General features: G+C 46.8%; 18 protein-coding genes. 10 read left to right on the top strand and 8 right to left on the bottom strand.

What is annotated here, in order from left to right:
• The first annotated feature begins 65 nt into the window (after positions 1 to 65).
• Positions 66 to 2,876 carry an Hsp70 family protein gene (locus HLM86_RS02760; protein ID WP_076584883.1) on the top strand — a complete coding sequence of 937 codons (2,811 nt, stop codon included), beginning with the start codon at positions 66 to 68 and terminating at the stop codon, positions 2,874 to 2,876.
• 38 nt (positions 2,877 to 2,914) lie between these two features.
• On the opposite strand, the gene HLM86_RS20395 is transcribed toward HLM86_RS02760, so the two are convergent.
• Positions 2,915 to 3,412, bottom strand: a complete 498-nt coding sequence (locus HLM86_RS20395) for a helix-turn-helix domain-containing protein (RefSeq protein WP_076584885.1) — start codon at positions 3,410 to 3,412, stop codon at positions 2,915 to 2,917.
• A gap of 156 nt (positions 3,413 to 3,568) precedes the next feature.
• On the opposite strand from HLM86_RS20395, the gene HLM86_RS02750 reads away from it, so the two are divergent.
• From HLM86_RS02750 to HLM86_RS02740, 3 genes are all read left to right on the top strand, one after another.
• Positions 3,569 to 4,582 carry a DUF2804 domain-containing protein gene (locus HLM86_RS02750; protein ID WP_076584887.1) on the top strand — a complete coding sequence of 338 codons (1,014 nt, stop codon included), beginning with the start codon at positions 3,569 to 3,571 and terminating at the stop codon, positions 4,580 to 4,582.
• Positions 4,583 to 4,611: 29 nt separating this feature from the next.
• Positions 4,612 to 5,469, top strand: a complete 858-nt coding sequence (locus HLM86_RS02745; RefSeq protein WP_076584889.1) for a sterol desaturase family protein — start codon at positions 4,612 to 4,614, stop codon at positions 5,467 to 5,469.
• Between the two features lie 130 nt (positions 5,470 to 5,599).
• A complete protein-coding gene (locus tag HLM86_RS02740) occupies positions 5,600 to 6,331 on the top strand; it encodes a substrate-binding periplasmic protein (RefSeq protein ID WP_076584891.1) in 732 nt (243 codons plus the stop codon).
• 46 nt (positions 6,332 to 6,377) lie between these two features.
• Here the strand turns inward: HLM86_RS02740 and HLM86_RS02735 are convergent, their stop codons facing one another.
• The gene (locus tag HLM86_RS02735) at positions 6,378 to 7,583 is read right to left on the bottom strand and encodes a hypothetical protein (protein ID WP_076584893.1); all 1,206 of its coding nucleotides are present in this window, start codon (positions 7,581 to 7,583) and stop codon (positions 6,378 to 6,380) included.
• Between the two features lie 327 nt (positions 7,584 to 7,910).
• Here HLM86_RS02735 and HLM86_RS02730 point away from each other — a divergent pair, with 327 nt between their 5' ends.
• Positions 7,911 to 8,201, top strand: coding sequence for a hypothetical protein (locus HLM86_RS02730; RefSeq protein ID WP_170882018.1), 291 nt, complete (start codon positions 7,911 to 7,913; stop codon positions 8,199 to 8,201).
• 55 nt (positions 8,202 to 8,256) lie between these two features.
• A complete protein-coding gene (locus tag HLM86_RS02725) occupies positions 8,257 to 8,856 on the top strand; it encodes a thiol:disulfide interchange protein DsbA/DsbL (protein ID WP_170882019.1) in 600 nt (199 codons plus the stop codon).
• An 82-nt stretch (positions 8,857 to 8,938) separates the two neighbouring features.
• Here the strand turns inward: HLM86_RS02725 and ohrR are convergent, their stop codons facing one another.
• Complete coding sequence (gene ohrR / locus HLM86_RS02720; protein WP_076584897.1) at positions 8,939 to 9,397, bottom strand: transcriptional regulator OhrR; 459 nt, start codon at positions 9,395 to 9,397, stop codon at positions 8,939 to 8,941.
• A gap of 116 nt (positions 9,398 to 9,513) precedes the next feature.
• Here ohrR and ohr point away from each other — a divergent pair, with 116 nt between their 5' ends.
• On the top strand, positions 9,514 to 9,936 hold the full coding sequence (gene ohr, locus HLM86_RS02715; protein WP_170882020.1) for an organic hydroperoxide reductase Ohr: 423 nt from the start codon (positions 9,514 to 9,516) through the stop codon (positions 9,934 to 9,936).
• Positions 9,937 to 10,110: 174 nt separating this feature from the next.
• Here the strand turns inward: ohr and metE are convergent, their stop codons facing one another.
• On the bottom strand, positions 10,111 to 12,396 hold the full coding sequence (metE, locus tag HLM86_RS02710) for a 5-methyltetrahydropteroyltriglutamate--homocysteine S-methyltransferase (RefSeq protein ID WP_170882021.1): 2,286 nt from the start codon (positions 12,394 to 12,396) through the stop codon (positions 10,111 to 10,113).
• Between the two features lie 265 nt (positions 12,397 to 12,661).
• Between metE and metR the strand changes: the two genes are divergently transcribed.
• The gene (gene metR / locus HLM86_RS02705) at positions 12,662 to 13,573 is read left to right on the top strand and encodes an HTH-type transcriptional regulator MetR (RefSeq protein WP_076584903.1); all 912 of its coding nucleotides are present in this window, start codon (positions 12,662 to 12,664) and stop codon (positions 13,571 to 13,573) included.
• Positions 13,574 to 13,596: 23 nt separating this feature from the next.
• Here metR and HLM86_RS02700 read toward each other — a convergent pair whose 3' ends face one another.
• The 3 genes from HLM86_RS02700 to HLM86_RS02690 form a co-directional block, all read right to left on the bottom strand.
• On the bottom strand, positions 13,597 to 13,797 hold the full coding sequence (locus HLM86_RS02700; protein WP_076584905.1) for a DUF4250 domain-containing protein: 201 nt from the start codon (positions 13,795 to 13,797) through the stop codon (positions 13,597 to 13,599).
• Between the two features lie 69 nt (positions 13,798 to 13,866).
• Entirely contained in the window at positions 13,867 to 14,547 is a 681-nt protein-coding gene (locus tag HLM86_RS02695; protein ID WP_170882022.1) for an HI_1241 family integral membrane domain, read from the bottom strand.
• A gap of 59 nt (positions 14,548 to 14,606) precedes the next feature.
• Positions 14,607 to 17,066 carry an EAL domain-containing protein gene (locus HLM86_RS02690; protein ID WP_170882023.1) on the bottom strand — a complete coding sequence of 820 codons (2,460 nt, stop codon included), beginning with the start codon at positions 17,064 to 17,066 and terminating at the stop codon, positions 14,607 to 14,609.
• A gap of 192 nt (positions 17,067 to 17,258) precedes the next feature.
• Here HLM86_RS02690 and HLM86_RS02685 point away from each other — a divergent pair, with 192 nt between their 5' ends.
• Complete coding sequence (locus HLM86_RS02685) at positions 17,259 to 19,517, top strand: YgiQ family radical SAM protein (RefSeq protein WP_170882024.1); 2,259 nt, start codon at positions 17,259 to 17,261, stop codon at positions 19,515 to 19,517.
• Positions 19,518 to 19,671: 154 nt separating this feature from the next.
• Positions 19,672 to 21,684, top strand: coding sequence for a methyl-accepting chemotaxis protein (locus tag HLM86_RS02680; RefSeq protein ID WP_170882025.1), 2,013 nt, complete (start codon positions 19,672 to 19,674; stop codon positions 21,682 to 21,684).
• Between the two features lie 27 nt (positions 21,685 to 21,711).
• On the opposite strand, the gene serC is transcribed toward HLM86_RS02680, so the two are convergent.
• Positions 21,712 to 22,794, bottom strand: coding sequence for a 3-phosphoserine/phosphohydroxythreonine transaminase (serC, locus tag HLM86_RS02675; RefSeq protein WP_170882026.1), 1,083 nt, complete (start codon positions 22,792 to 22,794; stop codon positions 21,712 to 21,714).
• Positions 22,795 to 22,848 lie beyond the last annotated feature (54 nt).

Raw genomic sequence — 22,848 nt, 5'->3', positions numbered from 1 at the left:
TGCATCCTTTTTGCCGGATAAGACACCCATTAATTCTGTCAATATAACGACAGATAAGGCTTTGCATGACATCTCCCCGCTTTCTCGTCGGTATCGATTTGGGTACGACCAATACCGTTGTTGCCTTTTGTGAAATGACAAAATCTTTACCGCGTTCTGAAGTGTCTCTGTTCGCTATCGATCAATTGATTGGCCCTGGCGAAGTGGTTCGCAAACCCCTACTGCCCTCTTTTCGTTTTCATCCAGCACAAGATCAAGTGTTGGCCTCTGATTTGACTTTGCCTTGGGAAGTTCAGCCTGTCAGCGGTGATATAGAACATGTTATTATTGGCGAATGGGCGCGTGAGTTGGGCGCGAAAGTGGAAGGGCGGCAAGTCTGCAGTGCAAAAAGCTGGCTTTCCCATCAAGGGGTTGATCGACGCTCTGATATCCTCCCCTGGGCAGGGACAAGCGAGGTTGTGAAAGTTTCCCCTATTGTTGCCAGTGCCAGCTACCTCAATCATATCCGTCAGGCTTGGGACCATCACCACCCGCACGCCCCACTCGCCGAGCAGGACGTTGTCATTACCGTGCCTGCCTCCTTCGACGAAACAGCACGAGCACTGACATTAGAAGCCGCCTCTCTGGCCGGACTACCGAACATTGTGTTGCTAGAAGAGCCACAAGCCGTGTGTTACGACTGGTATGGGCGACACCTTAAATCAGCGGCACAAACGCTCAATAGTTTACCACTCATTCTCGTCTGCGATGTGGGTGGTGGAACCACGGACTTAAGCTTAATTGAGGCCAAGACTGACCATGAGGAATTGTCGCTGAACCGAATCGGTGTCGGCGATCACCTGATGTTGGGCGGGGATAACCTCGACTTAGCCCTTGCACACCTTGCCGAGCGTCGTTTTAGCACCAGCAAAAAATTCAATGCTGCCGCGCTCACCAAGCTGATTCAGCAAACCAGAAAAGCCAAAGAGAGCCTACTCGCCAAGTCCGCACCAACAGACGTTAAGATTACCATGTTGGGCAGCGGCTCAAAGCTTCTTGGCGGGACAAAAAGTGTCGAGTTAACGCAACATGAGGTCCACCAGATCGCGCTGGATGGTTTCTTCCCCCTTTCCGACTTTGATCAACTGCCAGACAAGCGACACAGTGCCATGGTCGAGTTTGGTTTGCCGTACGTCGCCGATCCTGCGGTAAGCAAGCACCTTGCCCAGTTCCTCACTCAGCACCAAGGCGTGTGTTATCAGGCCCTCAATCAACAAGATAAACACCAGCCCGCCATTCCGGTCGCCGTCCTGCTCAATGGCGGTGTGTTTAATAGTGAACTGGTGACCGAACGATTGACCCAATTGCTGGAAAAATGGCGAACTGGACCGGTGACCGTGCTCGACAACCCTCATCCAGACTGGTCGGTCGCACTGGGAGCGGTTGAGTTTGCCAAAGCGCGTCATGGGGCACAATTGAAAATAGGCGGCGGCGCTGCCCGCTCCTACTTTTTGCACCTCGAAGAAAAAAACAAGATGGGTAAGGCTCTGTGTCTTCTAGCGAAAGGAACCGAGGAAGGAGAGGAGATCCGCCTCAATGGTCGTCGTTTTTCGTTGACCTTAGGTGAACCAGTGCGATTTAGCCTTCTGACCTCGACTCATGACAATCTTACCCAAGACACTCAGGTGCAAAATGGCATCATGGTCGACGTAGACCCTGATTTATTTACTCCGCTGCCTCCCTATATATCGACATTGGAAGGTAATGGGCTTGAGCTTGAGGTCAATCAAAAAGAACGTGTCGAAGTCCAGCTTGCTTGCCAGCTTACCGAAGTCGGCACGCTGAAAATAGAATGCGTCCATGTCGACGATAGCAACAAGCGCTGGGCGCTTGAATTTGAGGTTCGGAATCAAAATTCTGACGCGGCACAAACGCAACATGTTCACCCTAAATTAGCGGAAGCGACTGACCTTATCACCCGTATTTACAGTGGTAATAACAAAAGTGCCGATTCCACCGCAATCAAAACACTGGGTAAAGAATTAGAAAGAAGGCTCGGCAAACGTGACCAATGGGATTTCGCCATACTCCGTCAGATGTTTGATACCCTCGTTCAAGGGAGAAAACGGCGGCGTCGTTCAGAACTGCACGAGAAAAATTGGCTTCGCCTAGCGGGCTTCTCGCTGCGTCCGGGTTTTGGCGATGCCACCGACTCATGGCGAGTCGAACAAATATGGACGCTTTACCAACAAGGTATTCAGTTTAAAAATCACCAAGGTTGGACAGACTGGTGGGTGTTTTGGCGCCGTGTCGCGGGTGGACTCAATCAAGAGCAGCAAGAAACCTTACTGGCCGACATGGCCAAACACCTTCACCCTGGTGCCATGAAAAACCCACAATCAGCCAAATTGGCGCAAGAATCAGGCTATGAGTCCATGGTTCGTCTGGCGGCGTCACTTGAGCACCTTGAGGTAGAAGACAAGGTATTGCTGGCTAACTGGTTTATGACTAAAGCCATCAACCACAACCAGTTTGAGCAGGCACATTGGTGGGCTTTGGGCCGACTCGCCTCCCGAGTGCCTTTGTATGGCAGTCAGCATCATGTCATTCCACGCGAGCAAGTTCAGCAATGGCTACCCAAGATGCTTCAAGAGAATTGGCAAAAAGAGCCGATGATTGCTTTTGCCGCCGTTATGGTTTGCCGTAAGACGGGTGATCGGCTTTTCGATATTGACGACGATTACCGTGAGCAGGTGCTGTCCAAACTCAAGCACAGTAAGGTGCCTCAATCCTGGGTTTCCTTGGTCGAAGAGGTCAAAACCCTGACGGAAAACGAATCTAAACGGGCCTTCGGGGATTCTCTACCTAGTGGTCTGACTCTGGTCAAGACACACTGATTTTTTTCCTCACTCACAAGCAAATCATGGTGGATGGTTTACGCAGGCAAAGTGCACGACGGTGAATGACGTTTTCTGAATTGGCTCGGCGTTGTTCCCGTCCATCGTTTAAAGCTTCGCCTGAAATTGGCCGTATCAGAAAAGCCCATATTTTGGGCAATTTGTTCAACGGTCTGCTTTGTGGCACTGAGAAATTCACTGGCCAGCTGTCGCCGTACTTGGTCCAATAAACGCTGATAATTAGTGCCTTCATCAGTAAGTAACCTTCTCAGCGTGCGTAAAGAACAGCCATACTGTGCCGCAATTTCTTCCATTAAAGGAAAGTCACCCAGCGTCTGATAAAGCTGCCTTGTTATTTGATTGGCTAAGGCGGCTTGTGGCTGAAATGCACGGGTGGCACAACGGTATGAAGCAAGGTAAACCGCGATGGTTTCGTCATCAACTTGGGCCTGATTTGTGCGTGAATCCCTTCGCCATATTCGTGGGTCATTCGTCCATCGAATTCGATGAGTCTTCTGTTGGTATTGTCCCTTCACATCAATATCATAGGTTATGTGGCCACTGGCCAAAGCATAGCGGTTGTCAAACAGGTAGCGCGTGATCGTAAGCGGGTTTATGGCCGAAATTAACCTGATAATTCAACTCAATGTTGAGCACACTGAGTAGGAGCTCAGCCAAAAAACGATGCCAAGATGACAAAAACTCAACCCGCGCCCGACACATTGATCTCACCAAATGGCCAACCTATTTACGGTCACTTCGATGGGATCCCAAAATCGCTCGGGGTCGACCACTTTGACTACCGAACCTGCATGGACCGCAAGTTTAGTCGCCTAGCCAAGTATTTTCATTTTAAACGATTTCAGTTTGTCAGCATCGTGACCCCTGAATACCTCATCGGTATCGCGATTGCCGATATACGATATTTAGGCTCTGCTTTTTGCTATGTTTACGATACTGAGCAACAAACACTCACCGAAGAGCGTTTCCTGCGACCACTTGATTTTGATAAAACCATGGCGTGCTCTCCCTTCTCTGGCACCACTCACATCGCTTCTAGCAAACTTGTTTTTTCAATTGAACAAGGGCTGTGGCGAATCAAAGCAAACACTCAACATCTCAAGCTGGATGTTTGTCTCCTGACGCAAAGTGACTCACTCCCCTTGTCTGTCAACACACCCACGGGCTACTCAGGTTGGACGTATACTCAAAAGCACAATGCTCTCAAGGTGGCCGGAACACTGAGTGTCAATAACAGGGAACTCGATCTTGACCGCGCACTGGCCAGTTATGACTATTCCGCAGGCTTTATGAGAAGAGAGACGAGCTGGCGCTGGGCAAGCCTGAGTTTCCAAACCTCAGCGGGATTATTTGGCTTCAATTTGGCCGCTGGGGTGAATGAAACCGGCAGTACTGAAAATGTATTCTGGGTTAATGGACATCGCCATCACTTGGGGCCTGTTCACTTTCATTTTGACCGTCTCCGTACTCTCCCTAACTGGCATATTTATTCTGAGGATGGCCGAGTTAATCTCAGTTTTAACCCCCTCTACCAACGCAGTGAAAAGCGAAACCTGATTATTTTGAAAAGTAACTTCCGTCAGTTTATCGGTATGTTTTCCGGAAGTATCCAAGACGAAGTTGGACAGCGTCACGACATTGACCAAGCCGTCGGACTGACAGAAGACCACTTTGCACGTTGGTAACGTGAATCACGATTTTGAGGAACAACGGCATGCTGGATTTCTCCTTTGACATCATCATCGATCACCCCGAATGGCTGCTCATTCTGTTTGCTCCCGTCTTTATAGTGCTCATGCTGACTGAGTATCTCATGGGACAACAGCGCGGAAGATTGCCTGAAAGCTCAGCCTACCGATGGCCGGAAGTGCTGTGTAACTTTACCTTAGCCGGAATGCATCAACTCGCTGACCTTATCACCGGCTTGCTGATCGTTAAACTCTATCTTTGGCTGTTTGGCTGGCGACTGATGGACATCGAAATGGGCGCAATGAGTTTTATCTGCCTACTGATACTCCAAGATTTTCTCTATTATTGGTTTCATCGCGCCAGTCACCGCATTCGTTGGATGTGGGCCGCTCACGTTGCGCATCATAGTTCTGAACGAATGAATTTCTCCACGGCCTTCCGTCAAAGTTTAACCTATCCAATAGCGGGGATGTGGCTGTTTTGGGTGCCGCTTGTCATCATCGGTTTTGAGCCCAAGTGGGTTCTCTTTTCAGTGCTATTCAATCTCGGTTTACAGTTTTTCGTTCACACTCAGTGGGTGCGTTCTTTAGGCCCGTTAGAATCGGTGTTCAACACGCCGTCCCATCATAGAGTTCATCATGGTCGCAACCCCCAATACATTGACAAAAACTATGCAGGGGTCCTGATTATCTGGGATCGCCTGTTCGGTACATTCGAACCCGAGGTAGAAACCGTGCGCTACGGGATCACTAAGCCGGTCAATAGCGATAATCCGCTCGTGGTAACGTTCCACCTTTGGGCTGAAATCTTCCATGATGTACGCAGAAACGATCTCTCTACTAAACAAAAAATTCAACGGCTTTTGTCCCCTCCTCGAGATTAAAGCTAAGAGCCATACCAAAGACTAGAGCCATTGACTTAATGTTTAAGCGTTGGAATACATACAAAACAACCATCTTGGTTAGAAAATTGTCTATGATCTAACAACATTCACGGAACAAAGGGACAATCAAATGAACCCGTTTAAGTCTTTGATGCTATGTTTGGCAATAATATGCCTTCCTGTTCGTGCAGAGGTACTCACTCTGACCTCGTTAGAATGGCCCCCTTACTCGGGACGAGCGCTCGACTCACAAGGTGCCTCCGTTGCCGTCGTAAAAGCAGCCGTAGAGGCGATGGGGCATCAACTCAATGTTGAGTTTTATCCTTGGGAAAGAGCGGTCCACCTTGCCAAAAGTCAAACGAAGTACGCAGGTTATTTCCCAGAGTATCACTTTGAAGCCAACGATCTGGTTTTTTCTGAGCCTATCGGCACAGGCCCTTTAGGTTTTGTCGAAAATAAAGCCAACCCCATTACTTGGAATCAATTACAAGATCTCAAGTCAATGAAGATCGGCGTGGTCAGGGGCTACGTGAATACCGAAGCGCTCGATACCCTAGTTGCCAGCGGAGAGTTGCAGTCTGAAGCCGTGACCAGTGACAGTCAAAACCTCAAAAAAGTAGTGGGGCAGCGAATTCCTCTGGCCGTAATCGACAGCAATGTGCTGGCTTACCTCCTGTCCAGCGATAAGAATTTACACAATGCCAAAGAGACGTTACAAATGAACTCAAAATTGCTTGCAGAGAAAGAGTTGTTCATCGCCTTTGCCAACGATGAGTCTGGAAAAAAATGGAAGGCTATTGTTGATCAGGGGTTACAAAAAATCGACGCCAATAAAATTATGAAGCAGTATTTCAACCAGTAAGTGCTGAGGTGGTCATCGTAAAGGGCGCATAGAATGCGCCCCTTCTTTATTTAAGGTAAGCCTGCTCGATGTTTCGCCATGGTTGAGCGCCGACCTGATTGACGACGGTTGCGACAAAACCGTCAGACAAGTCCCCCGTTTCTTTAAACATCAAACCGGCCATTAAACTGTCCAAACTGGTCCCTTTCTTGACCAGTTGTCGGTCTAACTCGAACCAAAATGCCGCCCCTTTAAAATAAAACAAGGGGTAATATTGTTGTTGATGTTGGTGTTCGTAACGTCGATTCGCTTCGATCAAACCGGTGTCGGAAAACGGAAAGCGTTTGGATAACGTCACCCACTCTTGCAGAGGATCGTTAGTTTGATAGTCCGTATTTTGCAACGACTTCATCGCGTAATACTCGGCGAGACTTTCAGCAGCCCAAGTGGGTCGAGAGGCCGTATCCATGATATGCACTGATTCATGCGCCGCAATTTTTAGTAGCATCTGGATAGAATGCTCGGATAGAGTGCCTGAATTATCCGTTAGTGTGTTGATCAAAATTAACGCATTACCTGCCGCCCCACTCAGGTTGCCCGCTCTTTTCTTCCGTTCAAAAAAGGCCATTTGCCATTGTTTACGATCAGGGTTTGAAAAGACATTCTCAAGATAACTCAACTGCCTTTCAAACGTCGGTTTCCAACGTGCCAAATCGTGCATAACGTTATCGACGTCACTATACACCCTCACCGTATGTCCATTAATATCCAGTGATAAGTCTTGCATACCCCAAACAACAAATGCCGGCGCTTGGGAAAGCTTAGGTATCGGCTGACAACGTTTGTCTGGACCACATACAACCACATCTTCGACTTGTTTTATTCTCGGTAGAGAATTCCATTCGCTCACAAAATACCAACCTTTTTGAACGCTACGGCTGTCTTGTTGGTCGGCGATGTCTAGCCCTTCGGCTGTGACGTTATCTAACGGCAATCTCCAGTGCACGCTTTGACATTGTGCTGCTTGCCCGTAGGACAGCGAAAAAGTGTGCTCTCTACTCTCGGTACAATACAGTTGCGGCTGAGTATCATTACCACGTGTCCTCGAAGGGTTGAATTCAATCGTGCCAAGAGACTGTGTATCGACATCAACTTTTACCGAGTCAGGATCGTCATGATCCACCGATAACTGATATATCACTGGTTGTTGCGCCAGCACTTGAAGAGGAAATAGGAATAAATTGATTAAGAGAATACGAGTAACATGCAGCATGCATCTGTCCGTTTATATTGACAATGTGGTTTATGACACCCCGTAAGTGGATAAAGTTCGCTTTATCAACCAAAGAAACACGCTCTATGGCTATCGCCAGATCAATTATGCTGGCGTTATCGCGGTTTACGTGTTGATTATCACTTGATGAGATCATTATGTGTGGCATAATTTTGCAAGTAGCAAGGGTAAGCATATATCAATGAACAATATGCCATCCCCCCATTATCATCCCCCACTGAAGGAAATCTCGCTCTGGTTGTTCGTCCGCTGTATTTTTTGTTGCTGATTGTTTTTACGCTTGTTTTTGCCAGTGTAGCGTGGAGTATGCCAATCGCTGAACCTTCACCTGTCGCAGTCAATGAGCGCCTGTTTGATTCACACGAAAACCGGCATATTCAGCCTGTGGAATGTTCAATATCAACGCACAGCGATCTTTCTGCATCGGTACATTGTTGCACTTCCGCTTGCGTTTTTAACCTTCCGTTTATTTCAAGTATGTCGCCTTCTCATTTCCCGGATACTTCACGTGCTCCAATTGGCAACGATGGCATCGATAAAGTGGTCACAAGAATTCAGGTGCCCTTTCGCCCTCCCATTACTCATTCCTTAATCTGACACAAATACCAGCCAATTAGGCTTAAAATTACTGTTTCAATAAGGAATTTAATCAATGAAAACGTTGTTCACCCTGTTTATATCTCTTTTGCTCACTGTGAGTGCTCACGCAGCAAAATTCGAGTTGGGGACACATTACCAAGTGCTAGAGACAGAAAAATCCGCCACCCCTAAAGTGATTGAATTTTTCTCCTTTTACTGCCCACATTGTTATCAATTCGAACCCGCAATAGAGCGCCTCAAATCCGCTTTACCCGCTGGGACGACCTTTGAAAAAGTACATGTGGCTTTTATGGGCGGCAATATGGCGATTCCTATGGCCAAGTCTTACGCCACGATGGTGTCATTAGGCGTAGAAAAGACGATGGTGCCTGCTATGTTTAAACAGATCCATGAGAAACGCAGCGCGCCTAACAACGAACAATCACTGCGCCAGCTCTTCATTGACAATGGCGTCGAACCCCAAAAGTACGACTCAACTTACAACAGCTTTGTTGTCAACGCCATGCAGCGAAGCTTCGATAAACAGTTTGATAAGAGTACGCTAACCGGAGTACCTGGGGTACTGGTCAACAATAAGTATATTGTTAAAACGGAGAAGATTCGCTCAGTTGACGAATACAACCAACTGGTGAATTACTTGTTGACGCTTTAACTTAGATTTACCGTTAAACCTAATGTGGCCAGAACGCGTTCTGGCCACATTACCCTCTTGATTGATCTTAACGTCCGCACCATTAGGCCAGCTTCTTGACGACTTTTTCACACAAATGCTTCAAACTCATTAACTCGTCAATCGACAAATCTATTTTACATTTCATCGCGCTGGGCACTGAATTCGCCACTTTTTGAAGGCGTCGGCCTTCTGCAGTCAGATTCAGTACTCTTACCCGTTCATCCTCCTCACTGCGCGATCGAGCCACAAACCCCTTCGATTCAAGACGTTTAAGAAGCGGTGTTAGTGTACCGGAGTCCAGATAAAGACGAGCCCCCACTTCTTTCACACTTGCCCCATCTTGTTCCCACAACACCATCATCACTAGATACTGAGAGTACGTCAATTCGAGTTGATCCAAGATAGGGCGGTAAGCACGACTAACAGCATTTGCAGCACTGTACAACGGGAAACACACTTGATTGTCGAGTAACAAAGCCTCATCACTCGTGAGATCGCTCTTTTGGCGGCGTTTGGTCATAGTCGATCTGATCTCTTTAATTAAATTGCACACAATATAGTTGCATCTTAACTCATTTTCGATATAAGATTGTCGGAAATTAAATTGTGCACAACTTAAATAAAAAGGAAAAATCAATGAAAACACTCTATACAACCACCGCCAAAGCACTTTCAGGTCGTAACGGTCAAGTAAGCACCGACGATGGATTATTACATCTTGATCTTGCTTACCCCAAAGAAATGGGCGGCAGCGGGCTCGCAACCAATCCAGAACAACTCTTTGCTGCCGGTTATTCTGCCTGTTTCTCTAACGCGATTCTTCACGTCTCCAGAGAAACCAACGTTGCGATTAAACAAGCGCCTGTCACTGCTGAGGTAGGCATTGGTCCAAATGAAAACGGCGGCTTTGCCTTGACGGTTCGATTAGAAGCACAACTTGACCTTCCTCAAGAACAAGCATTAGAACTGACGAGACTGGCACACCAAGTCTGCCCTTATTCCAATGCGGTTCGCGGCAATATTGATGTCGAGGTTAGTGTCAACGGCGAATCGATCTAAGATAGGCCTTATCTATGCCCATTGTTTGACACGGCAGATGAGCCTCTGTGTCACTATTAAGCACCAACTCGAACGGGTTTGGTGCTTAATAGTAACAACCCTCACCACATGATGATGAGGGTATGTATCCTATGACAGGATTTCCCTTTAAACCATTGGCCTGATACTGACCACTTAGTTCCCGAATTGCTGACGAAGATTCTTTGCCGCTGACACCATGTTGGCTAGAGAGGCTTCTGTCTCTGACCAATTGCGCGTTTTCAGCCCACAATCTGGGTTAACCCATAGGCGCTGGACAGGAATTTTTTCGGCCGCTTTCTTCAATAAGCCTTCTATCCAATCTTCGCTGGGGATATTGGGTGAATGTATGTCATAGACTCCTGGTCCAATTTCGTTCGGGTAATTGAATTCCTCAAAAGCTTTAAGTAGTTCCATGTTAGAGCGTGATGTTTCGATGGTGATAACATCGGCATCCAAGGCGGCGACAGAATCAATAATTTCGTTGAATTCCGAATAGCACATATGAGTATGAATCTGTGTTTCAGGCTTCGCACTCGCCGCTGAAATCTTAAAAGCATTGACCGCCCATTCAAGATATTGTCCATGGTCGCGCTTTTTGAGTGGCAGACCTTCCCGAATGGCAGGCTCATCAATTTGGATAATATTGATCCCCGCGTCCTGCAAATCGGAAACCTCGTCACGAAGCGCAAGCGCAAGCTGGTTGGTAATGTCTTTGCGACTGATGTCCTCTCGAGGGAATGTCCAACAGAGAATCGTTACTGGCCCTGTCAACATGCCTTTCATTTGTTTAGAGGTCAAAGACTGAGCGTAGGTGGACCATTCGACCGTCATAGACTGTTCACGTTCAATATCGGCGACGACAATCGCAGGTTTGACACATCGTGAACCGTAACTTTGCACCCAACCGAATTGGGTCGTCTGAAAACCTGCCAAATTTTCAGCAAAGTACTCGACCATATCGTTTCTTTCCGCTTCACCGTGGACTAGAACATCAAGATCCAACGCTTCCTGACGCTGAACCGCATCTTTTATATGACCTTTTAGCGCACTGATATACTCCGGCTCCGATAACTGCCCACTTCGAAACGCACTGCGTTGAAGACGGATTTCATTGGTTTGCGGAAACGACCCTATGGTTGTGGTTGGAAAAAGCGGCAAACCGAGGACTTCCTGTTGATGAACAGCTCGCTCAGCATACGGCGCACTGCGCTCAGCCATTGCTCTGTTCAACTGACTTAAGCGGGCCTGAATTTGAGGCTTATTAACGTGACTGGCATTCTTGCGAGCCTGTATCGGTTGGCTGTATTGTTCACACGCTTGTATCGCTTGTAAATCGCCATCTAAAGCTCGTCCTAATAAGGCGACTTCACTGACTTTTTGTTTAGCAAATGCGAACCAACTGCGCACTTCCTCAGAGAGTGTTGGTTCCATGTCCAAATCAACTGGGCTGTGAAGCAACGAACAGGAACTGGCCACCCAAAGTTTCTCTTCTAACTTATCTTTTATTGGCTGTAAACGCTGGCGCAAGTCACTAAGATCGGCTCGCCAAACGTTTCGCCCGTTGATCGCCCCGACAGAGAGAACCCAATGATCGGGAAGAAATGGAATGATCGTTTCCAATTGCTCAGGCGCTGCGCAAACATCAACATGCAGTCCATCGACATCGAGCTCCACAATTCTTTCCAACGTGTCTGTGACGGAATCAAAGTAAGTTGTCAAAAGGATTTTGACATCGCTGCGGATGGCCTGATATGCCGGCTGAAAGGCATCGCACCAAGATTGTTCAAGTTCCAGAGACAGTATGGGTTCATCTATCTGGACCCATTCGACTCCTTGTTCTTTTAGTTTCGCTAGTATGCTTTGATAGGCCGTTAACAAATGTGGTAAAAGTGACAAACGATCAAAATCCTGTTCAATTTCTTTGCCCAAGTACAGATAGCTGAGTGGCCCCAAAAGCACAGGCTTAACACGGTGGCCAGTTTTCACCGCTTCATGGACTTCATCAAACAGTTGAGGCCAACTGACATCAAAACGGTCATCTTTGCTGAACTCCGGAACGATATAGTGGTAATTGGTGTTAAACCACTTGGTCATATCCGATGCCGCTGAGCCGCTGCCGTCACGACCAGCCTGAGACTGTCCACGGCCTACTCTGAACAAGGTATCCAGATCAGAAGGCCCATCACGATGACGCTTTGGTACATGACCGAGGAGTAATGTGGTTGTCAACACATGATCATACCACGCAAAATCTCCCGCCGTGACATAACTTAGCCCCGCATCCATCTGTGTTTGCCAATGATGGTGCCTTAAACCTGATCCCACAGATTTGAGCTCTTCTTGCTCAATCTCACCACGCCAATATTTTTCCAATGCGAACTTGAGTTGACGTTTTTCACCAATTCTTGGGTAGCCTAATATATGAGTTGTCGTTGCCATGCGGTTGATCCTTTCAATGTGGTTTCGCTATCAATGTCTGCCAAATAAGTCGCCAAATAACGAGGCGTCTAGATGGCTAAACTATCTCCATTAAACGCGCTCGGTACAATCTCCAATTGCTCACACTGATCATTAGGAAAATTCATATTACCGAGTTGGACACGGAGACAAACTCAACACTTGGCCATCTAGATGTTTACACATCCGGTAATTGCAGGTAAGTTAGTTGTATTCATCGTTAACAGCTAAAAGTTGAAGGGAATTCATGATAGAGCTTAAACACTTGAAAACACTGTCCACTTTAAGGAACACGGGTTCTCTCACCGCAACGGCGACCCATTTGCATCTGACTCAGTCGGCCCTATCCCATCAACTCAAAGACCTTGAATCACGTATTGGCGCACCACTGTTTTTGCGTAAAACTCGCCCCGTGAGATTTACGTCAGAAGGGGACATCCTGCTGCGACTTGCCGATGAGGTACTGCCCCAAATCGCCCGTTCAGAGAACGAACTGGCCAGTCTCAAAGAAGATGTCAATGGTCGTTTGCATATGGCCATTGAATGCCATTCTTGTTTTCAATGGCTAATGCCGGCACTGAGAGAGTATCAAGTCGCTTGGCCAAGCGTGACATTAGACTTTTCGTCTGGCTTCGGCTTTGAACCTCTTCCCGCCTTGTTAAATGGTGAGCTTGATCTCGTGATCACATCGGATATCCAGCCGCGCTCAGAGGTTCATTATGAACCCTTATTTGATTTTGAAATGCGATTGGTTACTGCGACCAATCATCGATTGGCGTCGAAAACCAGCATCGAGCCACAGGATTTACAAAGTGAGACCATGCTTTCCTATCCGGTGCAAAAGAATCGTCTTGATGTGGTGAAGCACTTTCTTCAACCCGCTGGTATTGAGCCTGCTAAATGGAAACAAGCTGATAATACGTTGATGCTCGTGCAAATGGTTTCTGCGGGTCTTGGCGTCGCCGCTCTGCCCAATTGGGCAATCAGCGAGTTCTCACGTCAAGGGCTGATTACCAGCCTATCTTTTGGATCAGGCCTTTCTCGCAGACTCTTTGCGGCCACTCGTCACGGAGAAAAAAATAAACGCTATCTTCAGGCATTTTTTAACACCGCCAGACATCAGTCGAAAAATCATCTTGAAGGGATCAACGTTGTTTAGGAGTACGGTCAGGTGACTCTAGTTTAGCCTGCATTGGCCTTAAACTGGTTGGTCAAAGGATCATAGCAGTAACCAACAACATCCAGTTTCACAACCAAGGTGTCGGCGTCCATCTCATACATGGTGACCAAGTCTTGTAAGCTGTGGCATTCTATCCGGAGTTTTTCATTCACAATCCCAAGCAAGATCACACTATCTAAGCTACCTATGTTGCTCAAGTCCATCACAATGCTCCTTTGCTTCTCGCTCAAGAAAGCGTAGACCCGAAATAAGAAGCTCACCATGAAATACTTCTAAACGATAAACAATACTTGGTTCATGGTCGTGGCCAGCAGCAACATAATCACGGCGGCTGTCAGTGATAACTTGTGAACGGGTTTTGACAATATGATATGAGCACACCAAATTAAGATTGCCGCGATAGACAATACGAAACTCAATAACACGGATTCCCCGACTTCAATCAGTGCTGGCTCACTCAGTTCAAGAGACTTGTATAATACTGTCAAGCAAATCAACATGGTCGACACTACTCCCGTCGCAGGCAGGAGGCGATGAAAGGCTTGTAAACGGGTTCGGGCGACGGTCAACAGAAGGTGGGCAAAAACGGCACCAAGCAAAACGACTTGTATCCCTGTATTGATACCAGCGACAATATCAGGCTTTTTAGTCATCTCAATCCCGATATAAACGAGAGCAAGACCATTCGCCACATGCATCACCCATAAAGGACCTTGCACTCTGGTTTTTTTTGTTTGGACCTGAGAGTAAAAATACGCCAAAGCAAACGCCATCATCATCGCTTCAATGTGAATCGAAGCCACCGCTAACCAAAGAATCGCGAAGACAGGTAGCATTTTATGGATCCGGCCACGCTGACCCGGACAAAGCTCACCCTTGATCAAAATAAGCGTCACAAGTAGCTGAGCTCCCAGTAACATCGGAGCGAGTGCGGCTAATAATTGCTGAACCATGATATGTCTTGTCAATGTAATGTTAAGGGGCGGCAATCATAGCAGACTGGCTAACGCCATCAAGGGACTTGTTCGGTTAAAAAGCCCATGATGTGTTTCTGTTCGACGATACCTTTAAATTTGCCATCACTGTCCGTTAGCACCCAAGGTAATTCTTTTTGATCAAGTAAGCTGATCACTTTTGAGACTGGGGTCTGACAATCAATTTGCACCAGAGGTAGCGTCATCATTCTGTTGGCGGGTTTAGACCAATTGGCCTGCTCTTGATTTGTTTCGTGATCGGTGCCCATATTCACCGTCATATGCAAACTCATCGCGACTCGGTCAACCAAACCGACACAGTGTCCAGAATCAATGACAGGTATCACCGATACTGACTCACTTTCAAAATAAGCGTGAATCAATGAGAGTGGGTCTCCGGGATCGAGCTTAGGTAGATCTCGCGTCCTGAGTGAGAGTAAAGTCACCACGTTTGTCGGCTCCTTTTCGGTGAAAATAGACAAGGCCCCGACATGACGCAAATCTTCTAGCGATAAAGGTTTAGAAAAAAAGTAGCCCTGAATATAATCAGTGCCGAGGTCGCTTAAGATGTCTAACTCTTCTTGCGTTTCTACTCCTTCTGCCACCACTTTTAAGCCTAACTTTTGCGCCAAATGAATTATCGTTTTAACGATATGATACTGTCGACTGCCTAACGAGAGTCCGTTGACAAACATTTGATCAATTTTGAGTACGTCAAAATAACGCTTGTTGAGGTAGCTTAATGACGCAGAGCCAGTACCAAAGTCATCGACAGCAATCGTCACACCGGCCTTTCTGATCGTATCCAACAGCTGTTCTTGATGACGGTTACTTTCGAAATAAGCACTTTCGGTAAATTCTATGGTTAAATGATGGGGGGAGAGACCACTTTGCCCAATCAAATCAACGCAATGTCTGAGCACCTCGGTGACATCTTCCTTGCAATAAAAGGAACGATTAACCGACAAACCGATATGCTCTCCGAACAGCGCTTGCAACTCTGATAAACTGGCCATCGATTTTCTGTTAACCACATCATCTAACTCAATGATCTGATCGAGGTCTTCAACAATATTGATGAGCTCTTGCGTAGACGCTGCTAACTCACCGAAATCTGGAAAACGACATAGCGCCTCGAACTTATCAATTCGGCCGTGCTTGAGGTCAACAATCGGCTGAAAATGAACGTCGATGGATTCACTTAAGATAGCTTGAGTCACCTTGACTTCCAGTTGCTTTTTACGCTCAATCTGGCCATGAATTTTTCGATCGTAAAATACCACGTGTTTACTGTCATTTTTTTTAATGCCAAACAAAGCCTGAAAGGCATGAGAAACTAACTGATCAGGGGTTTGAGCATCATGATGAAACAAAGAGACACCCGTTAAGCCAGTTTTCATTGCTAACGCGACCGACCCTTGCGCATGATTAAAACTATGAAAAAACAACTTAATCGCTTTGCGAATGACCCTAATACTCTGTTCAGAGCTGGCACTGTCACCCGACAATAGAACAACAAAACGACTCTCACCTAAATAGCCAGCAATGAGAGTTCGAGTACTCTCGGCAATGTAACTGGCAAACTGACGTTTAATTTCCTGCTCATTAGAACTTGGGAAATGAGGCTGAAGAGCCAGTAGGATCAAAGGGGTGTCTGGCTGACTTTCGTTGCAAAATGTAGTCAGGCTTTGGATAAACCGCTCAGTGCTTGGCAGTTGTGTCAGTAAATCTACCCCTCCCTCTTGATGGTCGTCGAGTCGGCTGAGTTGGTCAGAGAGGTCGGATGAAAACCCTAAATAATAATGTTGACCGTTACCTGGCGCAATTTTGTGAATCGTCATATCCTGTGGTATCGCGCCACCATCGGCTTTGCGTGTCAGTATGGTTCCACTCCAGTAACCGTGACGTTCAATTTTTTGCCACAAGGCTTCGTAGTATTCTTCGCTGAGCACTTCAGCATTGAAGACCTTGGTCTTCAATCCAACCAAATCCCTCATTTCATAACCCGTTAAACGCTCAAACTGACGATTACACGCCAAGATCCGCGTTTCAGAATCCGCCACCAATACACCATGATGACGGTTTTCAAACACCGAATAAAAGATATCCGCCGCCGCCATTTGTGACGGCACCACTAAACAAGGGGCTATCGTCCCCATCAATGCGGTTTCACTTCGTTGAGAAATGGTGAACTCAACAAAGGTGAACAAACTTGTTGGTGTCATGAGACAACAGTGAAATGTTTTGGAATGCTCAGATGTTAAGACCTGCTTAAATGTACGATGCACCATTCGACGCTGAGAAGAAGGCACAAGCCTGAGTAAATACTTAGCAGAAATGGTGGTTGATGCCTCACCGAACAATTGTTCCATCAGCTCTTTATCAGCAGTAAATTGCTGGATCGACAAATCAAGCTCCCAAGGATAGGTTCGATACTTGGGCTGGCGTTTTGACGTTAAAAATATCGCTGAATTCTTCGCCAGAATGTCATTTTCCATAAGCAGTCCATTTATCCCAATAATCAACCTAGTGCCTATAACTGTAGTCAGGTTCTCTCGTTTAATCCGCCACCTTGTTAACAGAAACCACAACACGATGAGTTGAGACTGTCATGATGATAAGGAATGTAGTGGTGGATAGAAGGCACGCAAGTCGCTATAATTCGCGCTCCTTGGCACAGAGAACAAAATATGTACAGCACGACAACTCCTATTCATGAGCAAAAAAAATACTGGGCGGAATGTTTTGGCCCTGCCCCTTTTCTGCCTACCAGCCGAAAGGAAATGGATGCCCTTGGATGGGATAGCTGCGACATTATTATTGTCACGGGTGATGCCTATGTCGATCACCCCAGTTTTGGAATGGCGATCATCGGGCGCTTGCTCGAGGCACAAGGTTTTAGAGTAGGAATCATTGCTCAGCCGGAGTGGCAAGACAAAATCGCGTTTACAGAGTTAGGTCGTCCAAATCTATTTTTCGGCATCACAGCAGGCAATATGGATTCGATGATTAATCGCTATACCGCGGATCGTAAATTGCGCCATGACGACGCCTATACACCTAACAACGTAGGTGGGAAAAGACCCGATCGCGCCACCTTAGTTTACTCCCAACGTTGTCGAGAAGCGTATAAAGGGGTTCCTATTGTGCTTGGTGGTATTGAAGCCAGCCTGCGTCGACTGGCCCACTACGATTATTGGTCAGACAAAGTACGTCGCTCCATTCTGTTTGATGCCAAAGCCGACATTCTGTTATTCGGCAATGCTGAACGCGCTTTAGTGGAAGTCGCTCATCGTTTGGCTGACGGTGAAGATATTGCCGATCTCAAATACATTCGTGGAACCGTCGTTAGCTTGCCTACCCCACCAGAAGGTTTCGAGGTTGTCGATTCGTCCAGAATAGAAAAACCTCGTAAAGAAGCCTTTGTTCCGCCCAACCCTTACGCTGTCGAGGAACAATGCGAAACGAAGACAAAGGGACAAGAGACAGAAGCAAAACCGATAGCTATTCGTCCATCTCGTCATGATGCAGCGAACACTGCAGTACGCATTCCTCACTTCGAAAAACTCAGCAATGACCGCGTACTTTATGCGCATGCCAGCCGCATTATGCATCTAGAAACGAATCCCTACTCTGGCCGAGCGCTGATTCAGCGCCATGGTGACCGTGAGCTGTGGGTCAATCAGGCTCCGATTCCCCTATCGACACCAGAAATGGATTATGTCTTTGGGCTCCCTTATGCACGCGTACCACACCCCCAATACGGTAAAGCGAAGATCCCGGCTTACGATATGATCAAAACGTCGGTCAATATCATGCGAGGCTGTTTTGGTGGATGTTCATTTTGTTCAATAACAGAGCATGAAGGACGAATTATTCAGAATCGTTCGCAAGAGTCAATCATCAATGAGATTGAAAACATTCGTGATAAGGTCCCTGGCTTTACTGGGACGATCTCCGATCTAGGAGGCCCGACGGCCAATATGTATCGCTTGGGTTGCAGCGATCCTAAAGCTGAAGCCAATTGCCGACGACCTTCTTGCGTGTTTCCTGGGATATGTAACAAACTCAATACTGATCATAAGCATACGATCGATCTTTACCGTGCAGCAAGAAATGTAAAGGGCGTAAAAAACGTCATGGTTGCTTCCGGCGTTCGCTACGATCTCGCTATCGAATCACCTGAATACGTTAAAGAGTTGGTCACGCACCACGTCGGTGGCTATCTTAAAATTGCGCCAGAACATACCGAGCAAGGCCCATTAGACCTGATGATGAAGCCGGGCATGGGAACCTATGACAAATTCAAAGAAATGTTCGAGAAATACAGCGCTGAAGCAGGCAAAAAACAATACCTTATCCCTTACTTTATCTCAGCACACCCTGGGACTAAAGATGAAGATATGTTGAATCTGGCATTGTGGCTCAAGAAAAATGATTTCGAGTGCGATCAGGTCCAAAACTTTTATCCTTCACCGATGTGTAATGCCACGTCAATGTATTACTCAGAAACCAATCCACTCAAACGAGTCAAATACAAAAAACGAGAAATCGTGCCTGTCGCCAAAGGTGATCGTCAGCGACGCTTGCATAAAGCTTTGCTGCGTTATCATGATCCTGCAAACTGGCCCGTAATACGCGAAGCCTTGATCAGTATGGGGAAAAAGTACCTTATTGGTGATAAACCAAGCTGTCTGGTTCCCGCGGAAGATAATGACACGTTAACGCCAGCTCAACGAAGAAAATCAGGAAGACATGGCTCTAACCGATTTGCTACCAAGCACACCAAGAGCCAACCGGGCTTTGAGAAAATGAATGACTCAGGCAGCGGAAAAACTCACAACCGTCGCCAGTCAGACAACACTAAGCCTGCAGGATTGAGCAAGGTGAAGTCCGAGGGCGGTTCAAACAACAAACCAAATGTGAGTCGCAAGCCAAAACGCCGTTAGCCGTAGACGCCCTACCTTCATTTATTGATCGCAGCTTTGGCTGCGATTTTTTGTTTTGGTGACACCACTCAATGGATAATTGGGGGAATTAGTTGCGCCTTGGTTGATAGACTCCATACTTAGTGAAGTAAAACGACGTCACTGGAGACTCTAGATGAACCTTCGTTTGTCCCACGCCCTCTATATGGGTTTTTCAATTATTGTCATTACAACGCTTATTCTTGCTTTTGTCGTCTGGTCTTTGGTCAATCACTCTTCTATGGTCTCAGAAGAAATTGAATCAGATGATGTACCTGGTGTACTTGCCTATTTTAATGTCCTTAATAAAGTCGGTATCTTACAAACCAATGCACTTGAATATCTTAATGGCGATGCAGGACAGCGTAATGTATTTGAGCGTAACGCTCGTGAATTTCAAGAGCATTTTTCACAGCTGCGTGCGCTGGAGTCTAGCAAAGACGCTGATGTTGAAAAAATGAACAAAATCCTTTCTTTATCGAATCACTACATTGAACAAGTGAAACAAGGCGTCTTTGCCCAATACAATCCTGCCGACGAGAAAGAAGCCATCAAAAAGATCCATCAGTTAACTCAGGATATCGGTGTCCCTCTCGAAAACCTTCTTGACCAAGCGGCGGAACAAAGAGTGGCTGACGCATACAGAAGCACCAGCCTAAGCCGTTCTCTTAATTTTGATTTGCCCACGATCCGCTATTATCTTGAACTGGTTGATGAGGCTGGTGATATGATAGCAACGCTTAACGCTTATATAATGGGCAACCCTTCAGCAAGGGATACGTTCAACAATGATGCTGGTTCATTTTCTGACTATATTGAAAAGCTTCGTCCGTTAGTACAAAACCCTCAAGCCATCAATCACATTGATGAGGTAGAGCAATACTATTTCGACATCATACGCATCGCTCAAGAGGTCTTTGAAGGCTATGACCCAACAGGGAAAAGAATGGCCAATCAACTCGTCGCCGATTTAAAACAATCAACCATCGTGCCTCTTGAGGACATATTAAATACCTCAGCAAATGAAGAAACCAACGATTCCCTCGCCGCCTTGGTCAACCTCAATGATAATATGTCTACCATCGTTGTTTGGTTGACCGCCAATGTCATTATTGTCCTTGTGGTCGGCATTGTCGTCGCATGGGGCCTATCTGAGGTCATTAAGAAACGTCTTGACGTTATTGCTGAAAAAGCAAAATCAATTGCAGGAGGCAACTTGTCAGAAGCGCCCATCAACGAGACCAATAAAGATGAATTGGGTGAGCTAGCAAGGGCCATTGATGGTATGCAACAATCACTGAGGGATGTGCTATCTAACATTATTCAAGTAGCTTCGGAAGTATCAAACAACACCAAAACCGTCGATGACACCAGCCGGCTTGTCGCTTCTGGAATCGAGGAACAAGCGGATAAAGCCACCTTAATAGCCAGTGCCGTGGAAGAAATGACCATGTCAGTAAGTCAGGTAGCAGAGCAAAGCACAGATGCCGCCTCGAGCTCACGCCAAGCGGGTGAAGAGGCGACCAACGGCGGAAAACTCATGCAGGAAACCGTACACGGAATGAATCGTATCTCTGAAGTCGTCAATGAAACCGCGGAAACCGTCGACAGTTTGGGCAAGCGAGGCGAAGAAATCGGCAATGTAATCAAAGTCATCAATGATATTGCAGAGCAAACCAACCTTTTAGCACTCAACGCCGCCATCGAAGCAGCCCGAGCGGGAGAGCTAGGAAGAGGCTTTGCCGTTGTGGCCGATGAAGTCCGTGGCCTCGCGGAAAGAACATCCAAAGCCACGGAAGAAGTCGGCGGTCTCATTTCATCGATTCAAAATGAGACCCGTCAGGCGGTAGAAAGAATGAAAGAAGGCACGCACTTAGTTGCCGAAGGCGTCACACTGTCAGATTCGGCGGGTGAAGCGCTAGTGCAAATTGTCTCTCGGGCACAAGATGTTAACCAAATGATAGATATGATCGCCACCGCAGGGAATGAGCAGTCTGGAGCCGCCGAAGAAATTTCGAGAGACATCAACACCATCAGCCAAATTGCTGCAAACTCCGTTCGCACGACTCAGGATGGTGCTGAAGCGGTTAGCGAACTCTATCGAAAAGTCGAAAAACTAGAGCAGGTGGTGGCTCGTTTCAGACTTTGATAGACATCAAAGTTTGAGGGCTCGGATTCAGGCATACGCTTTCTCAAACTCATCCATGAACGTCACCAGAGCCTTCACCCCCTCAAGTGGCATGGCATTGTACAGTGAGGCTCTTATGCCTCCCACTGCTCTGTGACCTTTCAGCGACACCAGACCTTTTGCTTTTGCTTGCTCAAGAAAAAGATCATCTAACTCAGGTTTGGCCAATTGAAAGGGAACATTCATACGCGAACGGTTTAACTCATGGACGTCATTTTTGTAAAATTCAGATTGGTCAATGCAGTCGTAAAGCAGATGGGCTTTCTTACGATTGATTTGTTCAATCGCCGACACTCCACCTTGTTCTTTAAGCCATTTGAAGACTAAACCCGACAAATACCACGCAAATGTGGGCGGGGTATTAAACATGGAGTCTTTTTCTGCCTGCACTTTATAACTGAGAAAACTGGGTAACAGTTCGTGGGCGAGTTCTAGCAAATCTTCCCGTACTATCGCAATACATAAACCTGAAGGGCCAATATTCTTTTGGGCACCGGCATAGATCACACCATACTGAGAAACATCGATTTCTCGCGACAAAATAGTCGAAGACATATCGGCCACGATAGGCTTGTCTGTTATTGGCAATTGGCTAATTTCAATACCGTCAATGGTTTCATTCGGGCAAAAATGCACGTAGGCCGATTGCGGATCAACCTTCCATTCGGCCACATCCATAACCGCCACTTTCCCATCTCTCGTCGTTTTCGCGTTAAAAGATGCCACTTGACAGTACTTTTGCGCCTCTGTAATGGCGCTTTTCGCCCAATAACCCGCATCGATGTAAGTCGCTGTGCTCGCCCCACCAAGCAAGTTAAGCGGTACCGCAGCAAACTGAGCCCGCGCGCCCCCTTGACAAAAAAGAACTTTATAGTTGTCTGGGATAGCTAATAAATCTCGCAGATCTTGCTCTGCTTGTTCTGCGACCTCGATAAACTCTTTACTTCGATGACTGATTTCCATGACGGAAGTACCCAGTCCACCCCACTCAACGAATTCCGCTTGCGCTTTTTCCATAACGGCTTTTGGCAACCCAGCGGGTCCAGCGCTAAAGTTAAAAATCTTGTCCATTTCGAGTTTCCTTGCTCATGCTAAGTTTCGATCATTCATGTCAGGATTAATAGC

The organism is Vibrio ostreicida, from assembly GCF_013074385.2.
GTDB classification, from domain to species: Bacteria; Pseudomonadota; Gammaproteobacteria; order Enterobacterales; family Vibrionaceae; genus Vibrio; species Vibrio ostreicida.
The sequence above is the reverse complement of the archived record's forward strand: the minus strand, read 5'-3'. Positions and strand labels throughout refer to the sequence as shown.

Excerpts from the sequence above, each read along its gene's own strand:
- HLM86_RS02760 (WP_076584883.1), top strand. The coding sequence starts at position 66 with ATGACATCTCCCCGCTTTCTCGTCGGTATCGATTTGGGTACGACCAAT.
- HLM86_RS02750 (WP_076584887.1), top strand. The coding sequence starts at position 3,569 with ATGACAAAAACTCAACCCGCGCCCGACACATTGATCTCACCAAATGGC.
- HLM86_RS02745 (WP_076584889.1), top strand. The coding sequence starts at position 4,612 with ATGCTGGATTTCTCCTTTGACATCATCATCGATCACCCCGAATGGCTG.
- HLM86_RS02740 (WP_076584891.1), top strand. The coding sequence starts at position 5,600 with ATGAACCCGTTTAAGTCTTTGATGCTATGTTTGGCAATAATATGCCTT.
- HLM86_RS02735 (WP_076584893.1), bottom strand. The coding sequence starts at position 7,583 with ATGCTGCATGTTACTCGTATTCTCTTAATCAATTTATTCCTATTTCCT.
- HLM86_RS02730 (WP_170882018.1), top strand. The coding sequence starts at position 7,911 with ATGCCAATCGCTGAACCTTCACCTGTCGCAGTCAATGAGCGCCTGTTT.
- HLM86_RS02725 (WP_170882019.1), top strand. The coding sequence starts at position 8,257 with ATGAAAACGTTGTTCACCCTGTTTATATCTCTTTTGCTCACTGTGAGT.
- ohrR (WP_076584897.1), bottom strand. The coding sequence starts at position 9,397 with ATGACCAAACGCCGCCAAAAGAGCGATCTCACGAGTGATGAGGCTTTG.
- ohr (WP_170882020.1), top strand. The coding sequence starts at position 9,514 with ATGAAAACACTCTATACAACCACCGCCAAAGCACTTTCAGGTCGTAAC.
- metE (WP_170882021.1), bottom strand. The coding sequence starts at position 12,396 with ATGGCAACGACAACTCATATATTAGGCTACCCAAGAATTGGTGAAAAA.
- metR (WP_076584903.1), top strand. The coding sequence starts at position 12,662 with ATGATAGAGCTTAAACACTTGAAAACACTGTCCACTTTAAGGAACACG.
- HLM86_RS02700 (WP_076584905.1), bottom strand. The coding sequence starts at position 13,797 with ATGGACTTGAGCAACATAGGTAGCTTAGATAGTGTGATCTTGCTTGGG.
- HLM86_RS02695 (WP_170882022.1), bottom strand. The coding sequence starts at position 14,547 with ATGGTTCAGCAATTATTAGCCGCACTCGCTCCGATGTTACTGGGAGCT.
- HLM86_RS02690 (WP_170882023.1), bottom strand. The coding sequence starts at position 17,066 with ATGGAAAATGACATTCTGGCGAAGAATTCAGCGATATTTTTAACGTCA.
- HLM86_RS02685 (WP_170882024.1), top strand. The coding sequence starts at position 17,259 with ATGTACAGCACGACAACTCCTATTCATGAGCAAAAAAAATACTGGGCG.
- HLM86_RS02680 (WP_170882025.1), top strand. The coding sequence starts at position 19,672 with ATGAACCTTCGTTTGTCCCACGCCCTCTATATGGGTTTTTCAATTATT.
- serC (WP_170882026.1), bottom strand. The coding sequence starts at position 22,794 with ATGGACAAGATTTTTAACTTTAGCGCTGGACCCGCTGGGTTGCCAAAA.